The sequence below is a fragment of the Pseudomonas chaetocerotis genome (genome assembly GCF_015712105.2).
Taxonomy (GTDB): domain Bacteria; phylum Pseudomonadota; class Gammaproteobacteria; order Pseudomonadales; family Pseudomonadaceae; genus Aquipseudomonas; species Aquipseudomonas chaetocerotis.
The window spans coordinates 105,699-126,208 of the sequence record NZ_JACFYX020000013.1 but is presented as its reverse complement, the minus strand read 5'-3'; the positions used below and the strand labels follow the sequence as shown (position 1 = coordinate 126,208).

Sequence of the window (20,510 nt, the reverse complement as noted above, 5' to 3'; positions counted from 1 at the left end):
TCACCTCTTGTTCTTCACGGCGGTGCCAAGCACCTGCAGGTAGGCGACCAGAGCATCCATCTCGCTCTTGCCCTTGACCGCGTCGCTGGCAGCGGCGATGTCTTCTTCGCTGTAGGGCACGCCCAGAGTGCGCATAACGCTCATCTTCTTGGCAGTGTCCTTGCCATCGAGGCTCTGCTCCACCAGCCAGGGGTAGGCGGGCATGATCGACTCCGGCACGACGTTGCGCGGGTTGTACAGGTGCGCACGATGCCACTCGTCCGAGTAGCGGGCACCAACACGGGCCAGGTCCGGACCGGTGCGCTTGGAACCCCAGAGGAAGGGGTGATCCCAGACGCTCTCGCCAGCGACGGAGTAGTGGCCGTAGCGCTCGGTCTCGGCGCGGAACGGACGGATCATCTGCGAGTGGCAGCCGACGCAGCCTTCACGGATGTAGATGTCGCGGCCTTCCAGTTGCAGTGCGGTGTAGGGTTTGAGGCCATCGACCGGCTCGTTGGTGACGTCCTGGAAGAACAGCGGGACGATCTGCGTCAGGCCACCAACGCTGACCGCAAGGATCATCACCAGCGCCATCAGGCCGATGTTCTTCTCGAGAATCTCGTGTTTCATCAGTGGGCTCCTTCTACCGAGAACTGCGCAGCGGCTTCCATCTCGGTTGACTTGGCGCTACGTACGGTCAGCCAGACGTTCCAGGCCATCAGCAGCATGCCGGCGAAGAAGATCGCGCCGCCGATCACCCGCACCACGAAGCCGACATGGCTGGCTTCCAGCGCTTCGACGAAGGAGTAGGTGAGGGTGCCGTCTTCGTTGACTGCGCGCCACATCAGGCCCTGAGTGATGCCGTTGACCCACATCGAGGCGATGTACAGCACGGTGCCGATGGTGGCCAGCCAGAAGTGGCTGTTGATCAGGGCCAGGCTGTGCATCTGCTCGCGACCGAACACCTTGGGGATCAGGTGGTAGAGCGAGCCGATCGATACCATGGCGACCCAGCCGAGGGCGCCAGCGTGCACGTGGCCGATGGTCCAGTCGGTGTAGTGGGACAGGGCGTTGACGGTCTTGATGGCCATCATCGGGCCTTCGAAGGTGCTCATGCCGTAGAAGGCCAGGGACACCACCAGAAAGCGCAGGATCGGGTCGGTACGCAGTTTGTGCCAGGCACCCGAGAGGGTCATCATGCCGTTGATCATGCCGCCCCAGGAGGGTGCCAGGAGGATCAACGACATCACCATGCCGAGGCTCTGGGCCCAGTCCGGCAGTGCGGTGTAGTGCAGGTGGTGCGGGCCAGCCCAGATGTACACCGCGATCAGCGCCCAGAAGTGGACGATGGACAGGCGGTAGGAGTAGACCGGGCGGCCGGCCTGCTTGGGCACGAAGTAATACATCATCCCCAGGAAGCCGGCGGTCAGGAAGAAGCCCACGGCGTTGTGGCCATACCACCACTGCACCATGGCGTCGGTGGCACCCGCATACAGCGAATAGGACTTGGTCAGGGTGACCGGAATCTCCAGGTTATTGACGATGTGCAGGATGGCCACGGTAAGAATGAATCCACCGAAGAACCAGTTGCCTACGTAGATGTGACTGACCTTGCGCTGCATCACCGTGCCGAAGAACACGATGGCGTAAGCGACCCAGACGATGGTGATCAGAATGTCGATCGGCCACTCCAGTTCGGCATATTCCTTGGAACTGGTCCAGCCCAGGGGGAGGCTGATGGCAGCGAGCAGGATCACCAGTTGCCAGCCCCAGAAGGTGAAGGCAGCCAGTTTGGGTGCGAACAGCGTGGTCTGACAGGTGCGCTGTACCGAGTAAAAGCTGGTGGCGAACAGGGCGCATCCGCCGAAGGCGAAGATCACCGCATTGGTGTGTAGCGGGCGCAGACGGCCGAAGCTGGTCCACGGTAGGTTCAAGTTCAGTTCGGGCCAGGCCAGCTGGGCAGCGATGAATACGCCGAGTCCCATGCCGACGATGCCCCAAACCACCGTCATAATGGCGAACTGGCGAACCACCCTGTAGTTATAGGCGGAACGGGTTGTTGTGTTCATGTCTGGGCTTCCATCCACGGTTATGGCAGAGCGTCCGATACCCGTGGCACCCCTAGGCATGAGCAGGCCACGAACACCACGGATATCGACGCGAGGCAAGCATGAGCAAAGGGTCATCTGGGTTTATTGACGCCGGTCAATGTGAGCTGGGACTACCGTGGTTGTGGGACGAACCGCCGCAGGCGGCATTGGCTACCTTGATCCTTGCCCATGGCGCCGGTGCGCCGATGGACAGCGCGTTCATGCAACACATGGCGCAAGGCCTGGTGTCACGCGGCGTACGCGTGGTGCGCTTCGAGTTCGCCTACATGGCCCAGCGGCGGGCAGACGGGCGCAAACGACCGCCCAATCCGCAGGCGCAACTGCTGCAGCAATGGCGCGAAGTACATACCCAGGTGCGCCAACGGGTCGCAGGGCCTGTGGCCATTGGCGGCAAGTCCATGGGTGGGCGCATGGCCAGTCTGCTGGCGGACGAGTTGGGCGCCTCGAAGCTGATCTGTCTGGGCTATCCCTTCTACGCGGCTGGCAAGCCGGAAAAGCCACGAGTTGCCCATCTCGCTGAGCTGCGCACGCCAACGCTGATCATCCAGGGGGAGCGCGACGCGTTGGGCAATCGCGAGACCGTTGCGGGTTACGAGATTTCAGCGGCCATCTCGCTGCACTGGCTGAAGGCAGCCGATCATGATCTCAAGCCATTGAAGGCATCCGGCTTCAGCCATGAGCAGCATCTGCAGACGGCAGTCGGATCGATCGCGGCCTATCTTGGTGCGTGCTGAGCAAGAGCTTCATCCGCTTGCTGCTTCCCGTAGCCTGGATGGCATCCATGTCTATGCCGCGAACAGCCCCGGATTCTATCCGGGCTACACAGGTTCATGCGGATGCTTGGTCCTCGCATAGTCGGTGCAAAAGCGGTTGCGCTTGACCGGTCGGTCACGCAATGTGACAGCCAAGTGTCCGGGGTCGCTGCTGGGCAGGGCTGCAGGCTTTTTGCCTACACCGCGCACTGTCATGGCCAGCGATTTTTGTTGTGCCACGCAATGGGGCGGCATCTCATGACAGAAACATTGTGCCGCACCATTACGGTGCTTTTTGTTTTGGTTTTGTTGGTATCTGTTTGAAGTTAAAGGATTAATTGTGCTGGCTCGGGCCTTGCAGAGGATGCTGCAAGTCCGGGTGACAAGGAGTACGGCATGGCCCGCACCTTTTATGACGAGATGTACGACGCGAGCGGCGCTGTCCGCCCGCACTACCGCGAATTTGCCCGCTGGTTGGCAGAAACGCCGGGCGATCTGTTGGCTCAGCGCCGCCGAGAAGCCGACCTTCTGTTCCACCGCGCCGGGATTACCTTCACCCTTTACGGGGATGATCAGGGCACCGAGCGCCTGATCCCCTTCGACATCATTCCCCGCTCCATCCCCGCCAGCGAATGGCGCGTCGTCGAACGCGGCTGTATCCAGCGCGTGCAGGCGCTCAACCTGTTCCTTGCCGACCTTTACCACGACCAGCGCATCATCAAGGCGGGCATCATTCCGGCCGAGCAGGTGCTGGCCAACGAGGGCTACCAGATGGCCATGCAGGGCCTCGACCTGCACCGCGACATCTACGCGCACATCGCCGGGGTCGACCTGGTACGTGACGGCGACGGCAGCTACTACGTGCTGGAAGACAACCTGCGCACCCCCAGCGGTGTGAGCTACATGCTCGAAGACCGCAAGATGATGATGCGCCTGTTCCCCGAGTTGTTCGCCGCGCAGCGCGTGGCGCCGGTGGATCATTACCCCAATCTGCTGCTCGATGCGCTGAAGAGTTCCAGCCCGCTGGACAACCCCACGGTCGTGGTGCTGACGCCGGGCCGCTTCAACAGTGCCTACTTCGAGCACGCTTTCCTCGCCCGTGAGATGGGGGTGGAGCTGGTAGAGGGGGCCGACCTGTTCGTGCGCGACGACAAGGTCTACATGCGCACCACCGCCGGTGCGCGGCAGGTGGACGTGATCTATCGCCGCCTCGATGACGCCTTCCTCGACCCGCTGGCCTTCAATCCTGATTCGATGCTCGGCGTGGCGGGGCTGCTGTCGGCCTACCGCTCGCGCAACGTGGTGTTGGCCAACGCCATCGGCACCGGCGTGGCCGACGACAAGTCGATCTACCCCTATGTCGGCGACATGATCCGCTTCTATCTGGACGAAGAACCGATCCTCAAGAACGTGCCGACCTGGCAGTGCCGCAAGCCGGAGGAACTGTCCCACGTGCTGGCCAACCTGTCCGAACTGGTGGTCAAGGAGACTCAAGGTTCTGGCGGCTACGGCATGCTGGTCGGCCCGGCGGCGAGCAAGGCCGAGATCGAGAGCTTTCGCGCGCGCCTGATCGCCAAGCCGGAGGCCTATATCGCCCAGCCGACGTTATGCCTGTCGACCTGCCCGACCTTCGTCGAGCGCGGTATCGCACCGCGCCATATCGACCTGCGCCCATTCGTCCTGACCGGTCGCGAAACCCGCCTGGTGCCGGGTGGCCTGACGCGCGTGGCACTGCGTGAAGGCTCGCTGGTGGTCAACTCGTCGCAAGGTGGCGGGACCAAGGATACCTGGGTAGTGGAGGACTGATCATGTTGAGTAGAACTGCCTCCGATCTGTACTGGATGTCGCGTTACCTGGAACGTGCCGAGAACCTGGCGCGCATGCTCGACGTCAGCTACTCGCTTTCGCTGATGCCACAGGACGGCCGTGGCGACGGCCTTGATGAGTTGGCCATGCCGCTGCTGATCACCGGCACCCTGGACGACTACCTGGAACGTCACGGCCCGCTGCACGGCGAGCGCATGCTGCACTTCTTCGCGCTCGATGCCAGCAACCCCGGGAGTATCTACTGTTGCCTGCAGGCTGCACGCAGCAACGCCCATGCAGTGCGCGGACGGATCACCGCCGACATGTGGGAGAACATCAACGCCAGCTGGCTGGAGATGCGCGGCATTGCCGAGCAGGGCCTGGGGCGCTACGGCATCAGCCGCTTCTGCGAGTGGGTCAAGGAGCGTTCGCACCTGTTTCGCGGAGCCACCTTCGGCACCATCATGCGTGGCGAGGCCTATCGCTTCATTCGCCTGGGCACCTTCATCGAGCGGGCCGACAACACCCTGCGCCTGCTCGATGCGCGCTACGAAATGCTCGGCGAGGAGATCGACGAGCTGGAGGAGCGCACCGCGCGCAGCTACTACCAGTGGAGTGCGTTGCTGCGCGCGTTGTCCTCGTTCGAGGCCTTCGCCGAGAGCTATCGCGGCTCGCCACGCACGCGCAAGGTTGCCGAACTGCTGCTGTTGCGCCCGGACGTGCCGCGCTCGCTGCGTGCGTGCATGGAAGAACTCAACCTGATGCTCGCCGGTCTACCCGGAGAGAATGGTCGACCGGCGCAGCGCCTGGCCGCCGAACTGGATGCGCGACTGCGCTACACCAGTATCGACGAAGTGCTCGACGAAGGCCTGCACGCCTGGCTTACCGACTTCATCCTGCTGGTGCGCCAGCTTGGCAACACCATCCATACGTCCTACCTGGAGGTCGCATGAGACTCTCGATCAGCCATGACACCACCTACCATTACGATGATCAGGTGCGCGCGAGCATCCAGTACTTGCGCCTGACCCCGCACGACAGTGAGCGCCAGCAGGTGCTCAGTTGGCAGCTCGATCTGCCGCGCCCGGTGCATGCTCAGCTCGATCCCTACGGCAACATCCTGCATGTGCTGACCCTGGACGAGCCGCACGAGTCCATCGTCATCGGCGCGCGTGGTCAGGTGGACATCGACGAAACCTGCGAGGCCGAGCATGAGCGTCAGTCGGCGCTGCCGTTCCTGCGTTTTACCCGACTGACCCAGGCCGACGATGCCATTCGCGAATTCGCCGCGCAGCAGAGCAAGGCGCGTGCGGATCGCAACGGTTTGATCGACCTGATGCATGCGCTCAATGCCCATATCGCCTACCAGCCGGGCATCACCGAGGTAGACACCAGTGCCGCCGAGGCTTTCGCTGGCCGGCGTGGCGTTTGCCAGGATCACACCCATGCCTTCCTCGCCTGCGCGCGTAGCCTTGGCGTGCCGGCGCGCTACGTGTCGGGCTACCTGTACACCGATGACGCCGAGCACCTGGCCAGCCATGCCTGGGCCGAGGCCTGGGTGGGCGACGCCTGGTACAGCTTCGACGTGACCAACTGCCTGGCGCGCCCGGAACGTCACCTCAAGCTGGCTGTGGGCCTGGATTATCTTGATGCCTGCCCGGTACGCGGCATGCGCCGTGGCGGCGGTTGCGAGCAGATGCACGCGCAGGTGCAGGTCGCGCCCTTGCTGCAGGTGCGCCAGCAGTGAGATGCCGATAGGCGGTCATGACGTAGGGTGCGCCGCGTGCAGCGCAGACGCCGCGCCACAACACCGGTGCGCACGGCGCACCCTGCCCGCAGGTTACAGGGCGTTCTTGCGCTGGGCCATGTGCCGCAGGTAGGCGATCAATTGTTCCAGCTCAGCAGGTGGCAATACCTGCTCATTGAACGCCGGCATGCGCCCCTGCGGCCAGCGCCGCAGGCTCTGCGGGGCACGGATGTACTGGCGTAGAAAATCGCCTGTGAAGTATTCGGTCGGGTTGTGCGGGATGTTCAGGTCTGGGCCGAACTCGGAGTCGCCCGCGCCATTGAGGCGATGGCAAGCCATGCAGTTCTTCTGATAGGCGGCGAAGCCTGCCTGGATTTCAGAGTCTGCATCCGTGGCCGGTAGCAGGGCAGGGAAGCGCTGCTCGACGGGCGCCAGCTGACGAATCCTGGCGACCTGAAATGGCCACTGCTCCGGACCGATCTGGCTAGCGGCGGCATTGGTCCAGACCAGATAGAAGGGGCCAGCGCTGGGTTTGCCCTGCGCCAGTGGCGGCCAGGGATGTTGTGGATCTTCGATGGCCAGCCAGGCCTTCGCTCCTTCCTTGGTCAGCAGGATCGCGGCGGGTAGTTCTGCGGCAAAGCCGTCCTGGGCCACGGCCTGCAGGTGGTCGCCGGGCGCAGCACCCTCCAGCAATGCTCTTATTGGAACGGCGCGGTACTGCATGGGACGCTTGTAGCTGACGTCATTGGCGATATCAATATCCCGAGCTTGCGGGTGGTTCAGCAGTTCACTGCTGCTCCACGTGTGCTGGCCGTTGTTGAGCTGCACCTCGAACTCGGCAGCCTGCGCAACGCTGCTCAGGATGGTCAACGTCAGAAGCAGGGCGGCTTTCATTCGTCGTTGTTCAGCAACGGCAGCAGCTCGTCATAGGCGCCGGCATTGATCACTCGGGTGTAGCCCATTTCTTCCAGGCTCTGCTGGGCCAGGGCCGAGCGACGTCCGCTGCGGCAATACAACACCAGCGGCCGATCTTTATCCGGGGCGACGCTGGCGATGTGCGCGGCGATTTCTTCGTGGCCGATGCGGATCGCACCAGGCAGTGCGCCCTCTGCGAATTCCTCGGCGCTGCGTACATCGATCAGCAGACTATCGCTTTGCTGCAGAGCGGAAATGGCCGCTGTCTGGTCGATTCCACTTGCTTGGGCAGTGAACAGAACGAGCAGGCCGGAGAGTAAGAGAATCAGGCGCATAGCGTGCTCCAGAGTAAATTGATGAGCCCGGCATCATTGCCCGAGCCTTTCGTGCAGTCTAGGATGCCTCGCTCGACGTGACGGGAGTAGTAGATGTTAGCCGAGCTGTTCGCTGTTTTGGCCCCGGTACTGATTGCAGCGGGCATTGGATATGGCTGGACGCGCAGCGGTCACGCCTATCCCACCGATTTCGTCGCGCGCCTGGTGCTCAATATCGGCACGCCCTGCCTGGTGCTGTCGACACTGAGCCGGGCGGAACTGGATCTTGGCGCGTTCTCGCAGATGGCGCTGGCCTGCGTACTGGTGACCTGTGCCATGGGCGCGATTGGCTGGTTGCTGAGTCGTTTGTTCGCTATCGACTGGAAAGTCCTGGTGCCGGCCTACCTGTTCCCGAACTCGGGCAACATGGGCCTGCCGATGGCGCTTTTCGCCTTCGGTGAGCCCGGCCTGGCGTTGGCGGTGGCGTTCTTCCTGGTGCTGTCGGTGGGGCATTTCAGTATCGGTATGCTGCTGTCCGGGGCTGAGGGTTCACTCAAGGGCTTGTTGCTCAACCCGATCATGATCAGTCTGGCGCTGGTGCTTCCGGTGCTGTTTCTCGATTTCGAACTGCCGCGCTGGCTGGCCAACACTGTCGACCTGTTGGGTGGGATGACCATTCCCATGATGCTGATCACGCTGGGCGTTTCGCTGGCCAGTATTCGCGTGCAGCATCTGGGCAATGGCCTGTTGCTGGGCTTGCTGCGCATTCTCTGTGGTGCGGCACTGGGCTGGATCATCGGCTGGGCTGTCGGCCTGCAGCCGTTGGCGCATGCCGTACTGGTGCTGCAATCGTCGATGCCGGTGGCGGTGTTCAACTACCTGTTCGCCGTGCGCGCCGGTCGTTCACCGGAGCAGGTCGCCAGTCTGGTGCTCTGTTCGACGCTGCTGGCCTTCGTGCTGATTCCGCTGCTATTGGCGTGGTGGATACCCGCACTGCGCTGAGCGCGCTACGGCGTCGGCACAGTGGCGGGAGCTGTGGAGGTTCAACTGACCAGACGGGTCAGATTGGGAAGGATCAGGATGACCGCCGTGGCGAAAAGGATGACGCCAGCCTGACGGTATTTCGGCTGTTTGAACATGGCCGTATGCCTTTTGTTGTTGCCTGCCATCCCTGACGTCAACCCTTCGGGTCGTCGCCAGCGACGTCAAGAATTGCTCCCGGCAATTTTTTGTTATGGGGGTGGCGTCGGCGCCTGCCGCACTGCCTGGCGGGTCGCTACGTCACGTCTGGGCGTTGTTCTGCTTCACCACCCCGGCATGACCCGGCGGCGGCTCCCTGCGCCGCTTTCTGCTGCGCGCATGAATAACTCTAGGGTTGGCGTCACAACCTACTTAGATGACTTGGTTTCTAGCCAAGGCTTTCTAGAAAGCTCGAGCTATGTGCGTCGTCGTTGAACATGCCGCAGACCTTGAAGCAGACGGCCTGCTCGCCCTTGCAGTTGTCAGTTCGAGCAAACGACCGTTCGTCTGAGCTCAGCGGTCAATGGTGCTGAGCGCTTAGGTCATTGAGCGCTGATGTCCCGGCGTTATGGTAAGCAGGCTCAATAAGAACAGGCGTGGCCAGGGCATGATGTTCCGCCAGCGCCGTAATAGTCTCCGAGGACGCCATGACCGAAGCATATATTTTCGACGCGGTGCGCACGCCCCGTGGCAAGGGCAAGAAAGACGGTGCGCTGTACAGCGTCAAACCCGTCCAGCTGGTTGCCGGCCTGCTCAACGCCCTGCAAACGCGCAATGACCTGGATACCAGCCAGGTGGACGACATCGTTCTGGGCTGCGTGACACCGGTGGGCGACCAGGGCGCCGATATTGCCAAGACCGCCGCCTTGGTCGCGGACTGGGACGTCTGCGTCGCCGGTGTGCAGCTCAACCGTTTCTGTGCGTCGGGGCTGGAAGCGGTGAACATGGGCGCGATGAAGGTGCGCTCCGGCTTCGAGGATCTGGTGGTGGTCGGTGGCGTGGAGTCCATGTCGCGCGTGCCCATGGGGTCGGATGGCGGCGCCTGGGTGATGGACCCGGAAACCAACATTCACAGCAACTTCGTGCCGCAGGGTATCGGCGCCGACCTGATCGCCACCCTGGAGGGCTTCAGCCGCGCCGATGTCGATGCCTTCGCCCTGCGCTCGCAGCAGAAGGCCGCGCGTGCCAGTGCCGATGGTGCGTTCGCCAGGTCGCTGGTGCCTGTGACCGACCAGAACGGCATCGTGCTGCTCGACCATGACGAGTTCATTCGCGGCGACTCGACTCTGGAAGGTTTGGGTAAGCTCAAACCGAGTTTCGAGATGATGGGGCAGATGGGCTTTGACGCCACCGCGCTTCGCGTATACAGCCATGTCGAGCGCATTGAGCACGTGCATACGCCGGGCAACAGCTCCGGCATCGTCGATGGCGCGGCGCTGATGCTGATCGGCTCCGAGGCCAAGGGCAAGGAGCTGGGGCTGAAGCCCCGTGCGCGCATCGTCGCCACCGCCGTGACCAGCACCGACCCTACCATCATGCTCACCGGCCCGGCGCCGGCCACGCGAAAGGCGCTGGCCAAGGCGGCGCTGTCCATCGACAACATCGATCTGTTCGAGGTCAACGAGGCCTTCGCCTCGGTGGTGATGAAGTTCATGAAGGACATGGGCGTCAGCGAGGACAAGGTCAACGTCAATGGCGGTTCCATCGCCATGGGTCACCCGCTGGGTGCCACCGGTTGCGCCATCCTCGGCACGCTGCTCGATGAACTGGAAAAGCGTCAGTTGCGCTACGGCCTGGCCACGCTCTGCGTCGGCGGCGGTATGGGCATCGCGACCATCATCGAACGTATCTAAGGAGCTATCACGGGCTACTGCGCTCGGCCATGCGGCGTTGGAAATCCTCCGGAAATGCTCATTTGCTACAGCAAACTCCGCTTTCCGAATGATTTCCGCCTTGCCTGACCGTCGCTCGTGACGCCCCTGAAGCGCTCCCCGAACATTGGGAAGTGAATGAAATGACTGACGCCATCCGTTACGAAAAAGGCCAGGACAATATCGTCGTCCTGACCATGGACATGCCCGGCCAGAGCGCCAACACCATGAACGCGATGTACCGCGAGGCCATGGGCCAGGTCGTTGATCGCCTGGAAGCGGAAAAGGATTCGATCACCGGGGTGATCGTCACCTCGGCGAAGAAGACCTTCTTTGCTGGCGGCGATCTCAACGAGCTGATCAAGGTCACCCAGGCCGAGGCCCAGGGCTTTTACGAGATGATCCTGAAGATCAAAGGGCAGCTGCGTCGCCTGGAAACCCTCGGCAAGCCGGTGGTCGCCGCCATCAACGGTGCGGCGCTGGGCGGCGGTTGGGAAATCGCCTTGGCCTGCCACCACCGCATTGCCCTCAACGAGAGCCACGTGCAGCTTGGCCTGCCTGAAGTCACCCTGGGCCTGCTCCCCGGCGGCGGCGGTGTAGTACGCATGGTGCGCCTGCTCGGCCTGGAAAAAGCGCTGCCCTACCTGGCCGAAGGCAAGAAGGTACGCCCGGAGGCAGCGCTCAAGGCCGGCCTGATCCACGATCTGGTCAGCGATCGCGACGACATGTTGACCAAGGCGCGTGCCTGGATCGCCGCCAACCCGACCGCCAAGCAGCCCTGGGACGTGCAGGGCTACAAGATCCCAGGCGGTACGCCAAGCTCACCGAACGTGGCGCAGATGCTGGCCATCGCCCCGAGCGTGCTGCGCGACAAGACCAAGGGCTGTTTCCCGGCACCGGAGAAGATCATGTGCGCGGCCGTAGAAGGTGCGCAGGTCGACTTCGATACCGCTCAGATCATCGAGGCGCGCTACTTCACCGAGCTGACCTGCGGTCAGGTGGCGAAGAACATGATCGGCACCTTCTGGTTCCAACTGAACGAGATCAATGCCGGTGGCTCGCGCCCGCAGGGCTACCCGAAAACCCAGACGAAGAAGGTCGGCGTGCTCGGTGCCGGCATGATGGGCGCCGGTATCGCCTACGTATCGGCAGCGGCCGGCATCGAAGTGGTGCTCAAGGATGTTTCCGTCGAAGCTGCGGAGAAGGGCAAGGCCTACTCGGCCAAGTTGCTGGGCAAGAAGGTCAGCAAGGGCCATATAAGTGCCGAGCAGCGCGATGTCTTCCTGGCACTGATCAAGGCCACCGATAGCGAGTCAGACTTCGAGGGCTGTGACCTGATCATCGAAGCGGTGTTCGAGGACCGTGCGCTCAAGGGCAAGGTCACCGCTGCCGCCGAGGCCGCGGCGCTGAGCGATGCGCTGATCGCCACCAACACCTCGACGCTGCCGATCTCCGGCCTGGCGACTGCCGTGGCCAAACCGGAGAAATTCATCGGCTTGCACTTCTTCAGCCCGGTGGACAAGATGCCGCTGGTGGAGATCATCCGCGGCGAGAAGACCAGCGATGAGACGCTGGCGCGTGGCTTCGATTACGTCATGCAGATCAAGAAGACGCCCATCGTGGTCAACGACAGCCGTGGCTTCTTCACCTCGCGGGTGTTCGGCACCTTCACCAACGAAGGCCTGGCCATGCTGGGCGAAGGCGTCAGCGCGGCGATGATCGAGAACGAAGCGCGTAAGGCCGGCATGCCAGTCGGCCCGCTGGCGATCAGCGATGAAGTGTCGCTGAGCCTGATGAATCATATCCGCCAGCAGACCATCAAGGATCTGGCCGCCGAAGGCAAATCCATCCCCGAGCACCCGGCTTTTGCCGTGATCGATCTCATGCTGGGTGAGTACAAACGACCGGGCAAGGCGGCCGGAGGCGGTTTCTACGACTACCCGGCGGGCGGCAAGAAGCACCTGTGGCCTGAACTCAAGGCGCGTTTCGAGAAGGCCGATGCGCAAATCTCGCAGGAGGACGTGCGCGACCGCATTCTGTTCATCCAGGCCATCGAAACCGTGCGCTGCGTGGAGGAGGGCGTGCTGAAGTCGGTGGCCGACGCCAACATCGGCTCGATCTTCGGCATCGGCTTCGCCGCCTGGACCGGCGGTGCACTGCAGTTCATCAATCAGTATGGGGTGAAGGACTTCGTCGCTCGTGCGCAGTACCTGGCCGAGCAGTACGGCGAGCGCTTTCTGCCGCCAGCGCTGCTGCTGGAGAAGGCCGCCAAGGGCGAGGCCTTCTAAGCTGCACGCTCAGCCGGACTCCGTAGAGTGCGCCATGCGCACCAAGCATCAGCTAGCACGCAACGAGAAACGGCCCGTAAGGGCCGTTTCCATTTGGGTCAGTCTTCCAACTGGTCGCGAAGCATCTGGCCGCTCTTGCCGTCGATGCGAAACTCGTAGAGACGGCCATCCTGTTTCAGGCCTTCGCCTTCCCAGTAGCCATCATTGTCGGCTTCGATCTTGTGCAGTTCGGTATAGCCAGCTGCACGTGCCCTGCTCAGGGCATCCTCGATGCTGATCCAGTCACTGCCGGGGCGGTCCGCCAGGGCGTTACCGGCCAGCAGGAGACTGCCTGCGAGCAGGGCGATCAGGTTGCGTGTACGCATGGACTGGCTCCTCTTTCCGTTGAAGATACCCGAAGGAGTCTAGATCATCGTGACTTCACGCTGCCTGGCACCAGCCCTGGCGAATGCACACGGCCTCGTGGATCGCCACCATCTCGCTGTGACGGGTCGGCATACGCAGGGTCAGCATGCTGCCATCATCGAGCTGCAGGGCGGCTTCGGTTTCGAATTGCAGGCTGCCATCTTGCAGGTGGGCGTAAGTGACGCCGTAGGCGTCCAGGCTGAGTTGGCTATGCATGGCTGCTCTCCTGGGTTGTCTCAGCTCGGACGAACGTCGCGGGCTGCAGTTGCAGCGTGCTCGGGACGAGCCGGTGCAGTGGCCTGGAAGGCGGAGGCGGCGGCGAAGCTGGCGAGTGCAGCGTAGATGCTCATGATCGATTTCCTTCTGTGCTGATGGGCGGGGCCCGATGACGAAATCATCCGGCACATGCACGAGGCGCAGAAGTGAAAGGTATTTATGATGACTATCGAGCATGCTGATAAGACGTTGCGTGGCGTCTTTGGCCAGGGGGCAATCTTTGGCTGAGTTGTGCGAGGACTGTTATATGAGGGGGAAGTTACGGCGCGGGACGAGGTGAGCATGAACATCCTTGTTCATGGTTTTGTTTCAGCGAGTGGCCAAGGCGTAGTTATTCTGCATCCAACTGTGATGATGTTTTTCGCTGCGGTTCATCGACCAGTTGGTGAGTGCCAGCATGGCCACGGTGCCGCCGATAATCATGAGGGGATAGGCTGCTGTTAGTTCGGCCAGTGAATACTTCCAGGCCAGCGGGCGGCCAACACCGAGAAGGGCAGCATAGAACCAGGACACACCGGATAGTGCGCCGGTAAAAATAGCCAGGTGGCGCATGTTCGCTGATAGCTTGAGCAGAGACCCGGCTTTTTGCAGCGCTGGCAGTATGGTGTTGTGCAAGACCATGCCGTTGAGGGTCAAGAGTACGACAATACTGATCTTGGCTTGCAGTTTGGGGTTCATGAAGTACTGCGCACCGGCGCTGGAAGCGTCGAGCGCAATGATGGCGATACCGCTGATCCACAGGGCGATAAGCGAGATGCCAACCACGCTTTTCAGGTGTGCCAGATGTTCGCGACACTGTTTGGCACCTTCACCTTTGAGCAACTGTTTAATCATGGCGAAATCGCTGGTCAGTATCAGGCCAATGGCGACGCAGCAGGCGATAAGATGTATATAAATGATCCCTAGACGTAATAGTTCCATTGCTTCTTTATTCTGGAGAACGGAAATGAGAAGGGTGTAAAGGTCCATGTAGATACCTCGGACTCTGCAAGAAATAAATAAAAAATAGCCACGTGTCAGAGCTTGTTTGTTGGCACTGACTTTGATTTTTTTGTGTAGTTACTGATCGCTAATCACTTTCTGGTAATCATGAACTGCAGAAAACCTCTTTTATCTGGGCAATAGCAAACCACCGACGCAATCTCTTGCAGTCAAGGAATCTTCCAGATTCGGGGGGGCGATGGAGCGATGGACAGGGTTTTTGCTCGAGCCGGGGAAGGCCCACGACTATGAGAGCAATGGTAAGCGCTGTAGTTCATTTTTTGATCAACCGTTCGTCGTTCATGGGCTCTCGTGCTGTGACCTGTTGAGCATTTTTTAATCAATCAGGTCGTTTCGGTGGTCCCGAGGTCTTGGCTCGCTCATGCGCTAACGGCGCTTGGTGGGGGGATGTTCGGCAGGCTGTAAAATTTTCTTGACGAGGGCCCGGCTCCACTCGGAGCGTGGTGTGTGGCACTTCTATCGGCGTCCAGGGCTATGGCGCTATTTCATTGGGCTGCATGATGTGTTAAGAAAAACGCACAAATAACCCGCCCGCGTGTTCACCACAGGAAACCTCATGTCACTGCGTATCTGCATCCTGGAAACTGACATCCTCCGCCCCGAACTGGTCGACCAGTACCAGGGGTATGGCCGCATGTTCGAGCAGTTGTTCGCTCAACAGCCGGTTACGGCAGAGTTCAGTGTCTATAACGTGGTGGAGGGCCATTACCCGCCCGATAGCGAGAAATTCGATGCTTATCTGGTGACTGGCAGCAAGGCCGATTCTTTTGGCAGCGATCCCTGGATTCAGACCCTCAAGGCCTATCTGCTCGAGCGCTACAAGCGCGGCGACAAGCTGCTGGGCATCTGTTTTGGCCATCAGCTGCTGGCGCTCTTGCTCGGCGGCAAGGCCGAGCGTGCTGAGCAGGGCTGGGGTGTCGGCGTGCACAGCTATCGCCTGGAGAACAAACCCGAGTGGATGAGCCCGGCTCTGGACGAGCTGCAGCTGTTGATCAGTCATCAGGATCAGGTCACCCGCCTGCCGGAGAAAGCCACGCTGCTTGCTTCCAGCGACTTCTGTCCGATTGGCGCCTACCACATCGAGGATCAGGTGCTTTGCTTCCAGGGGCATCCGGAGTTCGTTCACGACTACTCGCGGGCATTGCTCGACCTACGGCAGCAGCATCTTGGTGAGCAGGTCTATCAACAGGGCGTGGACAGCCTCAAACATTCGCAGCAGGGCAGTGCAGTGGCTGAGTGGATGATGCGCTTTGTCGCTCAGGGCAGGAAAAGCAAAGCCTGAGCCTGATTCGATTCATGAAGAAGCCCGGATTTCCGGGCTTCTTCATGCCTGCTGGGTGAGCACGAAGTAAGGCGAGAGCTGTTCGCTTCTGCCCGGCGGTGGACTGCTGTGTTGCCGCTTGAGACTTTCGGCCAGGTCTAGGTGGTGAGCCAGTTTGTGGCTGCATTCGATATTGCGTGCCACGGCGCCGGCCGAGCCTTTTCCAATACCGCTGAGTGCGAGCAGTGTGGTCAGCAGGGACAGGCTGGCGAGCATCAGCAGGCGAGCGCGTTGAGTTCTGATCATGGCCGTTCACTCAGCCCTGCGAGAGCGCGCCGAGCAGGGCGGGCAAATGAGTGATCAGGCTTTGCAGTGGGCCAGGTTGTTCAACGCTTGGAGTGCTTGGCTGCAAGGTGGCGTAACTCACCACCAGCACCGTCGAGGTGCTGATCAGGTAGAGGCCGATGGCAGCAAGGGCGCCGTTGCGGGCGGCTTGAGAGAGGCGGGACATGTTCTGTGCTCCAGGTCAGGAGTTGGCGTGGGCACAGAATCGCCGAAGTCATTTCGATTGAATAATGGATGCTCTGCAGAGTAACTATCGATGGATTTGATAGCTGGCGCGGGTTGCCTGCTCGCAACGGCATCCCGCGTCACGGCTCACGCAGATGCCAGCTCCTTGTCCATGCTGCTGATGCATTCGCTCATGGCCTGCTGACAGCGCTCCATCAGTGCGGGCATGTCGTCCAGGCTCAGACCGGCAGTGGGGATTGCCGGTAGCGAGCGAATCAGGATGCGGCCGCTGTTCCAGCGATTCAGGCGCATGATCTTGCTGTAGTTGCTCACGCATACCGGGATGATCGGTACGCCGGCCGTGATCGCCATCTGAAACGCGCCTTTCTTGAACGGCAGCAGGCCTCGGCCAAGGTTGCGCGTACCTTCCGGGAATACCCAGATCGAGGTGTCGCGATTGCGCAGGGTTTCGGTGGTGGTCAGCATTGCGCGCTTGGCCGCGACGGCATTGCTGCGGTCGATCAGCACGTTACCGGCCAGCCAGTAGAGTTGACCGAAGAATGGCACCCACTTGAGGCTCTTCTTGCCGATGCTCACGGTGCGCTCCGGTACCACGCGGCCAAGCACGTAGAGATCGAAGTTGGACTGGTGGTTGGCGATGATCACGCAGGAACGCTGGTGTTCCAGCAGCGGGCGTACGTCGGTCTTCAGCTTCAGGCGCAGCAGGCATAGGGCAGGCAGCGAATAGAGGCGTGCGCAGAGGCGGCTGTTGTCCGGGTTGAACGGGCGGCACAGACCAAGCAGCAAGCCGAGCAGGCCGGCCAGGATGAAATGCACGCCCATCAGCAGCATGCGCAAAACGAAGAGCATTGGGGGAAACCGTCAGAGGGAGGGGCGCGCAGTGTACGGGCGTTCACTCTGCCGGGCAATTGCTCGAAACTACCGCTTGGCGTGCGTAACGTCCTGAATTGTCGCAGAACTTGTCGGTTTCCATGCCTGTGCAGAAAGGGCGCCTCACGGCGCCCTTCAATGCTTACTCGGTCTCGGTCTTGGCCGGCTTGCCCGGCAGCAGGCCGTCTGCTCGGAACATCGCCTTGATACCGCGTAGCGCCTGACGGCTGCGGTCCTGGTTCTCGATCAGGGCGAAGCGCACATGGTCGTCGCCATAGTCGCCAAAGCCCAGGCCGGGTGAGACGCAGACCTTGGCTTCTGCCAGCAGCTTCTTGGCGAATTCCAGCGAGCCCAGATGAGCGTAGGCGTCGGGAATCTTGGCCCAGATGTACATCGAGGCCTTGGGTTTTTCCACCATCCAGCCGATCTCGTGCAGGCCCTTGACCAGCAGGTTACGGCGCTGACGGTACTGTTCGGCTATGTCGCGTACGCACTGCTGGTCACCTTCCAGTGCGGCGATGGCCGCCACCTGCAGCGGGGTGAAGGTGCCGTAGTCGTGGTAGCTCTTGATCCGCGCCAGAGCGCTGACCAGCTCGGGGTTGCCGACCATGAAACCGATCCGCCAGCCGGCCATGTTGTAGCTCTTGGACAGGGTGAAGAACTCCACCGCGATGTCCTTGGCGCCGGGTACCTGCATGATCGACGGGGCTTTCCAGCCGTCATAGACGATATCGGCGTAGGCCAGGTCGTGAATCACCAGTACGTCGTATTGCTTGGCCAGGGTTACCACGCGCTCGAAGAAGTCCAGCTCCACACACTGTGCTGTGGGGTTGGAGGGAAAGCCGAGAATCATCATCTTCGGCTTGGGAATCGATTCGCGAATCGCCCGCTCCAACTCGGCGAAGAAATCCACGCCTGGCACCAGCGGCACGGAGCGCACCTGGGCGCCGGCGATCACTGCGCCGTAGATGTGAATCGGGTAGCTGGGGTTGGGCACCAGTACGGTGTCGCCATGATCCAGGGTAGCCAACATCAGGTGCGCCAGGCCTTCCTTGGAGCCGATGGTGACGATGGCTTCGCTTTCCGGATCGATCTCCACCTCGTAGCGGTCCTTGTACCAGCGCGAGATGGCGCGGCGCAGGCGGGGAATGCCGCGGGAAGTGGAATAGCCGTGAGTGTCTTCCCGCTGGGCGACCTGCACGAGCTTCTCGACGATGTGCGGCGGTGTCGCACCGTCGGGGTTGCCCATGGAGAAGTCGATGATGTCCTCGCCGCGACGGCGCGCAGCCATCTTGAGTTCGGCAGTGATGTTGAAGACGTAGGGGGGGAGACGATCGATGCGCGCGAAACGGCGCTTGGCGTTATCAGCCATGACTTCCTCGAAGTACGTAAGCGCCCGGAACCGTCCGAGCGACGTTGGCCGCATGTGGCGGCCAGGCGAGAAGATAAGCGTGTCGCTGTCTCGTTGTCCAGCACAGTCAGCGAGCTGCGTAGTGCAACAGTCAATCGCCGAGCATGTCGTGCATCGCGATGATCTGCTCGGCCACCTGGATCAGCTTCTGCTGGCGACTCATGGCCTGGCGGCGCATCAGGGTGTAGGCCTCTTCCTCGTTGCAGCTCTTCATCTTCATCAACAGGCCTTTGGCCAGTTCGATGCGCTTGCGCTCGGCCAGCTGGGCATCGCGTGCCTGGAGCTGGGCACGCAGTGCCTGATCGCTTTCGAAGCGGGCCATGGCGACGTCGAGGATGGGTTGCAGGCGCTGGGCATGGATGCCTTCGACGATGTAGGCGCTGACGCCGCTCTGGATGGCCTGACGCATGACGCCGGGGTCGTGTTCGTCGGTGAACATGACGATCGGGCGCGGCTGGTCACGGCTGACCAGTACCACCTGTTCCATCACGTCGCGGCCTGGGGACTCGGTGTCGATCAGGATGACGTCGGGGCGCACGGCCTCGACCCGCTCCGGCAGGTCGATGGTCAGCCCGGATTCGTCGATGACCTCGAAGCCCGCCTCGATCAGCGCGCACTTCAGGCGGCCGACCTTCTTCGGGGTGTCGTTGATCAGAAGGATACGCAGCATCGATGGCTCTCCCGGCGGTTACAGCGCGACAGACGGGCTGTCGGCCAGGGCGTGGAGGCGGAAGCTGCGCGCGTATGCAGCAGGGTCGCTACCGTCCCAGCGGGTACCGTCCTGCAGGATGGAGCTGCGCATCTCGCCTGGCACGGCAATCCCTAGTGCTGTAGCTGCCTCGCGGTACAGGGCCAGTTGCTGCACCTGGCTGGCCACGTCCAGATAGTCGGGGTCGTTGCGTAGCAAGCCCCAGCGGCGGAACTGGGTCATGAACCACATGGCGTCGGACAGGTAAGGCTGGTTGACCAGGCCATTGGCATGAAAGCGCAGCGGATGCTCGTCCTGCCAGGCGTGACCGAGACCGTCTTGATACTGGCCGAGAAAACGGGGAGTGATCGCCGAAACTGGCGCGTTGACGTATTCGCTGCCGCTGAGCAGCAGGGCGGTGCTGCGTCTGTTTTCTTCGCTATCGTCGATGAAGCGTGCGGCGTCGAGCACTGCCATGATCAGCGCGCGGGCGGTGTTGGGGTTCTGTTCGGCGAAGGCGCGGGTGCAGCCAAGCACCTTCTCGGGGTGATCCGGCCAGATTGCCTGGATGGTGGTGACGGTGCAGCCGAGCTGTTCATCGACGGCCTTGGCGGTCCAGGGTTCGCCGACGCAGAAGCCGTCGATGCGCTTGGCCTCGAGGTGTTCGATCATCTGCGGTGGCGGTACCACGACACTGTCGACATCGCGTAGTGGGTGGACGCCCTGGCTTGCTAGCCAGTAGTAGAGCCACATCGCATGGGTACCGGTGGGAAAGGTCTGGGCGAAGGTCAGTCTTGCTCTGTTCTGGTGCACATGTTGATGCAGTGCTTCGCCACTGGTCACGCCAGCGTTTTGCAGTGTGTGCGACAGGTTGATGCTCTGGCCGTTCTGGTTCAGCCCCATGAGCACTGCCATGTCGGTTGCCGCTGCACCGCCGAGGCCGAGCTGGACCCCATAGATCAAACCATACAGGCTATGGGCGGCGTCCAGTTCGCCGCTAAGTAGCCTGTCGCGCAGGCCGGCCCAGGAGGCCTGGCGTTGCAGTTTGAGACTCAGCCCGTATTTTTCGGCAAAGCCCTGGGTGGCCGCGACTATCACCGAGGCGGAATCGCTCAGGGCCATGAAGCCGATGTTCAGCACGCTCTTTTCCGGTGCATCGCTGCCGCCGACCCAGGCCAGGGCGTCGCCGCGAGGGATAGGCTGTTCGCTCATGTCACTTCCTTCATCCACGCATTGGGTTCCGAGCCGCCGGTTGAGGTTTGC

At 61.7% G+C, this 20,510-nt stretch carries 22 protein-coding genes; 8 read left to right on the top strand and 14 right to left on the bottom strand.

All coding sequences use genetic code 11. The features are described 5' to 3' along the window. Together ccoO and ccoN are read right to left on the bottom strand one after the other, a co-directional pair. Positions 1 to 609 (bottom strand): cytochrome-c oxidase, cbb3-type subunit II, encoded by a 609-nt coding sequence (gene ccoO / locus H3221_RS21135; protein WP_196476078.1) that lies wholly within the window; start codon positions 607 to 609, stop codon positions 1 to 3. Further along, on the bottom strand, positions 609 to 2,048 hold the full coding sequence (ccoN, locus tag H3221_RS21130) for a cytochrome-c oxidase, cbb3-type subunit I (RefSeq protein ID WP_196476077.1): 1,440 nt from the start codon (positions 2,046 to 2,048) through the stop codon (positions 609 to 611). Before ccoN ends, ccoO begins: the two co-directional genes overlap by 1 nt. Before the next feature lie 101 nt (positions 2,049 to 2,149). Between ccoN and H3221_RS21125 the strand changes: the two genes are divergently transcribed. The 4 genes from H3221_RS21125 (at position 2,150) to H3221_RS21110 (ending at position 6,395) form a co-directional block, all read left to right on the top strand. Beyond that, positions 2,150 to 2,824, top strand: coding sequence for an alpha/beta family hydrolase (locus H3221_RS21125; RefSeq protein ID WP_224490717.1), 675 nt, complete (start codon positions 2,150 to 2,152; stop codon positions 2,822 to 2,824). 414 nt (positions 2,825 to 3,238) lie between these two features. Further along, positions 3,239 to 4,648 carry a circularly permuted type 2 ATP-grasp protein gene (locus tag H3221_RS21120; protein WP_196476075.1) on the top strand — a complete coding sequence of 470 codons (1,410 nt, stop codon included), beginning with the start codon at positions 3,239 to 3,241 and terminating at the stop codon, positions 4,646 to 4,648. Positions 4,649 to 4,650: 2 nt separating this feature from the next. Next, positions 4,651 to 5,601: an alpha-E domain-containing protein gene (locus H3221_RS21115; protein ID WP_036999933.1), complete on the top strand. Its 951-nt coding sequence runs from the start codon at positions 4,651 to 4,653 to the stop codon at positions 5,599 to 5,601. After that, positions 5,598 to 6,395: a transglutaminase family protein gene (locus H3221_RS21110; RefSeq protein ID WP_196476074.1), complete on the top strand. Its 798-nt coding sequence runs from the start codon at positions 5,598 to 5,600 to the stop codon at positions 6,393 to 6,395. The genes H3221_RS21115 and H3221_RS21110 overlap by 4 nt, the downstream gene beginning before the upstream one ends. 93 nt (positions 6,396 to 6,488) lie before the next feature. Here H3221_RS21110 and H3221_RS21105 read toward each other — a convergent pair whose 3' ends face one another. Together H3221_RS21105 and H3221_RS21100 are read right to left on the bottom strand one after the other, a co-directional pair. Further along, positions 6,489 to 7,289 (bottom strand): c-type cytochrome, encoded by an 801-nt coding sequence (locus H3221_RS21105; protein ID WP_196476073.1) that lies wholly within the window; start codon positions 7,287 to 7,289, stop codon positions 6,489 to 6,491. After that, the gene (locus H3221_RS21100) at positions 7,286 to 7,645 is read right to left on the bottom strand and encodes a rhodanese-like domain-containing protein (RefSeq protein ID WP_196476072.1); all 360 of its coding nucleotides are present in this window, start codon (positions 7,643 to 7,645) and stop codon (positions 7,286 to 7,288) included. Before H3221_RS21100 ends, H3221_RS21105 begins: the two co-directional genes overlap by 4 nt. A gap of 93 nt (positions 7,646 to 7,738) precedes the next feature. On the opposite strand from H3221_RS21100, the gene H3221_RS21095 reads away from it, so the two are divergent. The 3 genes from H3221_RS21095 to H3221_RS21085 all read left to right on the top strand — a co-directional run bounded on the left by H3221_RS21095 (position 7,739) and on the right by H3221_RS21085 (position 12,803). After that, positions 7,739 to 8,626 carry an AEC family transporter gene (locus H3221_RS21095; RefSeq protein WP_192985071.1) on the top strand — a complete coding sequence of 296 codons (888 nt, stop codon included), beginning with the start codon at positions 7,739 to 7,741 and terminating at the stop codon, positions 8,624 to 8,626. A gap of 665 nt (positions 8,627 to 9,291) precedes the next feature. After that, a complete protein-coding gene (locus tag H3221_RS21090; protein WP_196476071.1) occupies positions 9,292 to 10,497 on the top strand; it encodes an acetyl-CoA C-acetyltransferase in 1,206 nt (401 codons plus the stop codon). Between the two features lie 161 nt (positions 10,498 to 10,658). After that, complete coding sequence (locus H3221_RS21085) at positions 10,659 to 12,803, top strand: 3-hydroxyacyl-CoA dehydrogenase NAD-binding domain-containing protein (protein ID WP_196476070.1); 2,145 nt, start codon at positions 10,659 to 10,661, stop codon at positions 12,801 to 12,803. Between the two features lie 98 nt (positions 12,804 to 12,901). Here H3221_RS21085 and H3221_RS21080 read toward each other — a convergent pair whose 3' ends face one another. The 4 genes from H3221_RS21080 to H3221_RS21070 all read right to left on the bottom strand — a co-directional run bounded on the left by H3221_RS21080 (position 12,902) and on the right by H3221_RS21070 (position 14,453). Next, a complete protein-coding gene (locus H3221_RS21080; protein ID WP_196476069.1) occupies positions 12,902 to 13,168 on the bottom strand; it encodes a PepSY domain-containing protein in 267 nt (88 codons plus the stop codon). 55 nt (positions 13,169 to 13,223) lie between these two features. Beyond that, on the bottom strand, positions 13,224 to 13,424 hold the full coding sequence (gene ptrC / locus H3221_RS21075; RefSeq protein WP_196476068.1) for a type III secretion system co-regulatory protein PtrC: 201 nt from the start codon (positions 13,422 to 13,424) through the stop codon (positions 13,224 to 13,226). A 20-nt stretch (positions 13,425 to 13,444) separates the two neighbouring features. Continuing rightward, a complete protein-coding gene (locus H3221_RS25700; RefSeq protein ID WP_318011466.1) occupies positions 13,445 to 13,558 on the bottom strand; it encodes a PA2485 family small membrane protein in 114 nt (37 codons plus the stop codon). A 235-nt stretch (positions 13,559 to 13,793) separates the two neighbouring features. Beyond that, positions 13,794 to 14,453 carry a hypothetical protein gene (locus H3221_RS21070; protein ID WP_196476067.1) on the bottom strand — a complete coding sequence of 220 codons (660 nt, stop codon included), beginning with the start codon at positions 14,451 to 14,453 and terminating at the stop codon, positions 13,794 to 13,796. A 589-nt stretch (positions 14,454 to 15,042) separates the two neighbouring features. Here H3221_RS21070 and H3221_RS21065 point away from each other — a divergent pair. Continuing rightward, positions 15,043 to 15,768, top strand: a complete 726-nt coding sequence (locus tag H3221_RS21065) for an amidotransferase (RefSeq protein ID WP_196476066.1) — start codon at positions 15,043 to 15,045, stop codon at positions 15,766 to 15,768. Positions 15,769 to 15,810: 42 nt separating this feature from the next. Here the strand turns inward: H3221_RS21065 and H3221_RS21060 are convergent, their stop codons facing one another. The 6 genes from H3221_RS21060 to H3221_RS21035 form a co-directional block, all read right to left on the bottom strand. Beyond that, complete coding sequence (locus tag H3221_RS21060; protein ID WP_196476065.1) at positions 15,811 to 16,053, bottom strand: hypothetical protein; 243 nt, start codon at positions 16,051 to 16,053, stop codon at positions 15,811 to 15,813. Between the two features lie 10 nt (positions 16,054 to 16,063). Next, on the bottom strand, positions 16,064 to 16,258 hold the full coding sequence (locus H3221_RS21055) for a hypothetical protein (RefSeq protein ID WP_196476064.1): 195 nt from the start codon (positions 16,256 to 16,258) through the stop codon (positions 16,064 to 16,066). Positions 16,259 to 16,404: 146 nt separating this feature from the next. Next, positions 16,405 to 17,127 (bottom strand): 1-acylglycerol-3-phosphate O-acyltransferase, encoded by a 723-nt coding sequence (locus tag H3221_RS21050; RefSeq protein WP_196476063.1) that lies wholly within the window; start codon positions 17,125 to 17,127, stop codon positions 16,405 to 16,407. Positions 17,128 to 17,290: 163 nt separating this feature from the next. After that, positions 17,291 to 18,520, bottom strand: coding sequence for an alanine transaminase (gene alaC, locus H3221_RS21045; RefSeq protein ID WP_072424171.1), 1,230 nt, complete (start codon positions 18,518 to 18,520; stop codon positions 17,291 to 17,293). A 130-nt stretch (positions 18,521 to 18,650) separates the two neighbouring features. Next, complete coding sequence (locus H3221_RS21040; RefSeq protein WP_196476062.1) at positions 18,651 to 19,229, bottom strand: ANTAR domain-containing response regulator; 579 nt, start codon at positions 19,227 to 19,229, stop codon at positions 18,651 to 18,653. 18 nt (positions 19,230 to 19,247) lie between these two features. Beyond that, positions 19,248 to 20,459 carry a CmpA/NrtA family ABC transporter substrate-binding protein gene (locus tag H3221_RS21035; protein WP_196476061.1) on the bottom strand — a complete coding sequence of 404 codons (1,212 nt, stop codon included), beginning with the start codon at positions 20,457 to 20,459 and terminating at the stop codon, positions 19,248 to 19,250. Positions 20,460 to 20,510: the final 51 nt, after the last annotated feature.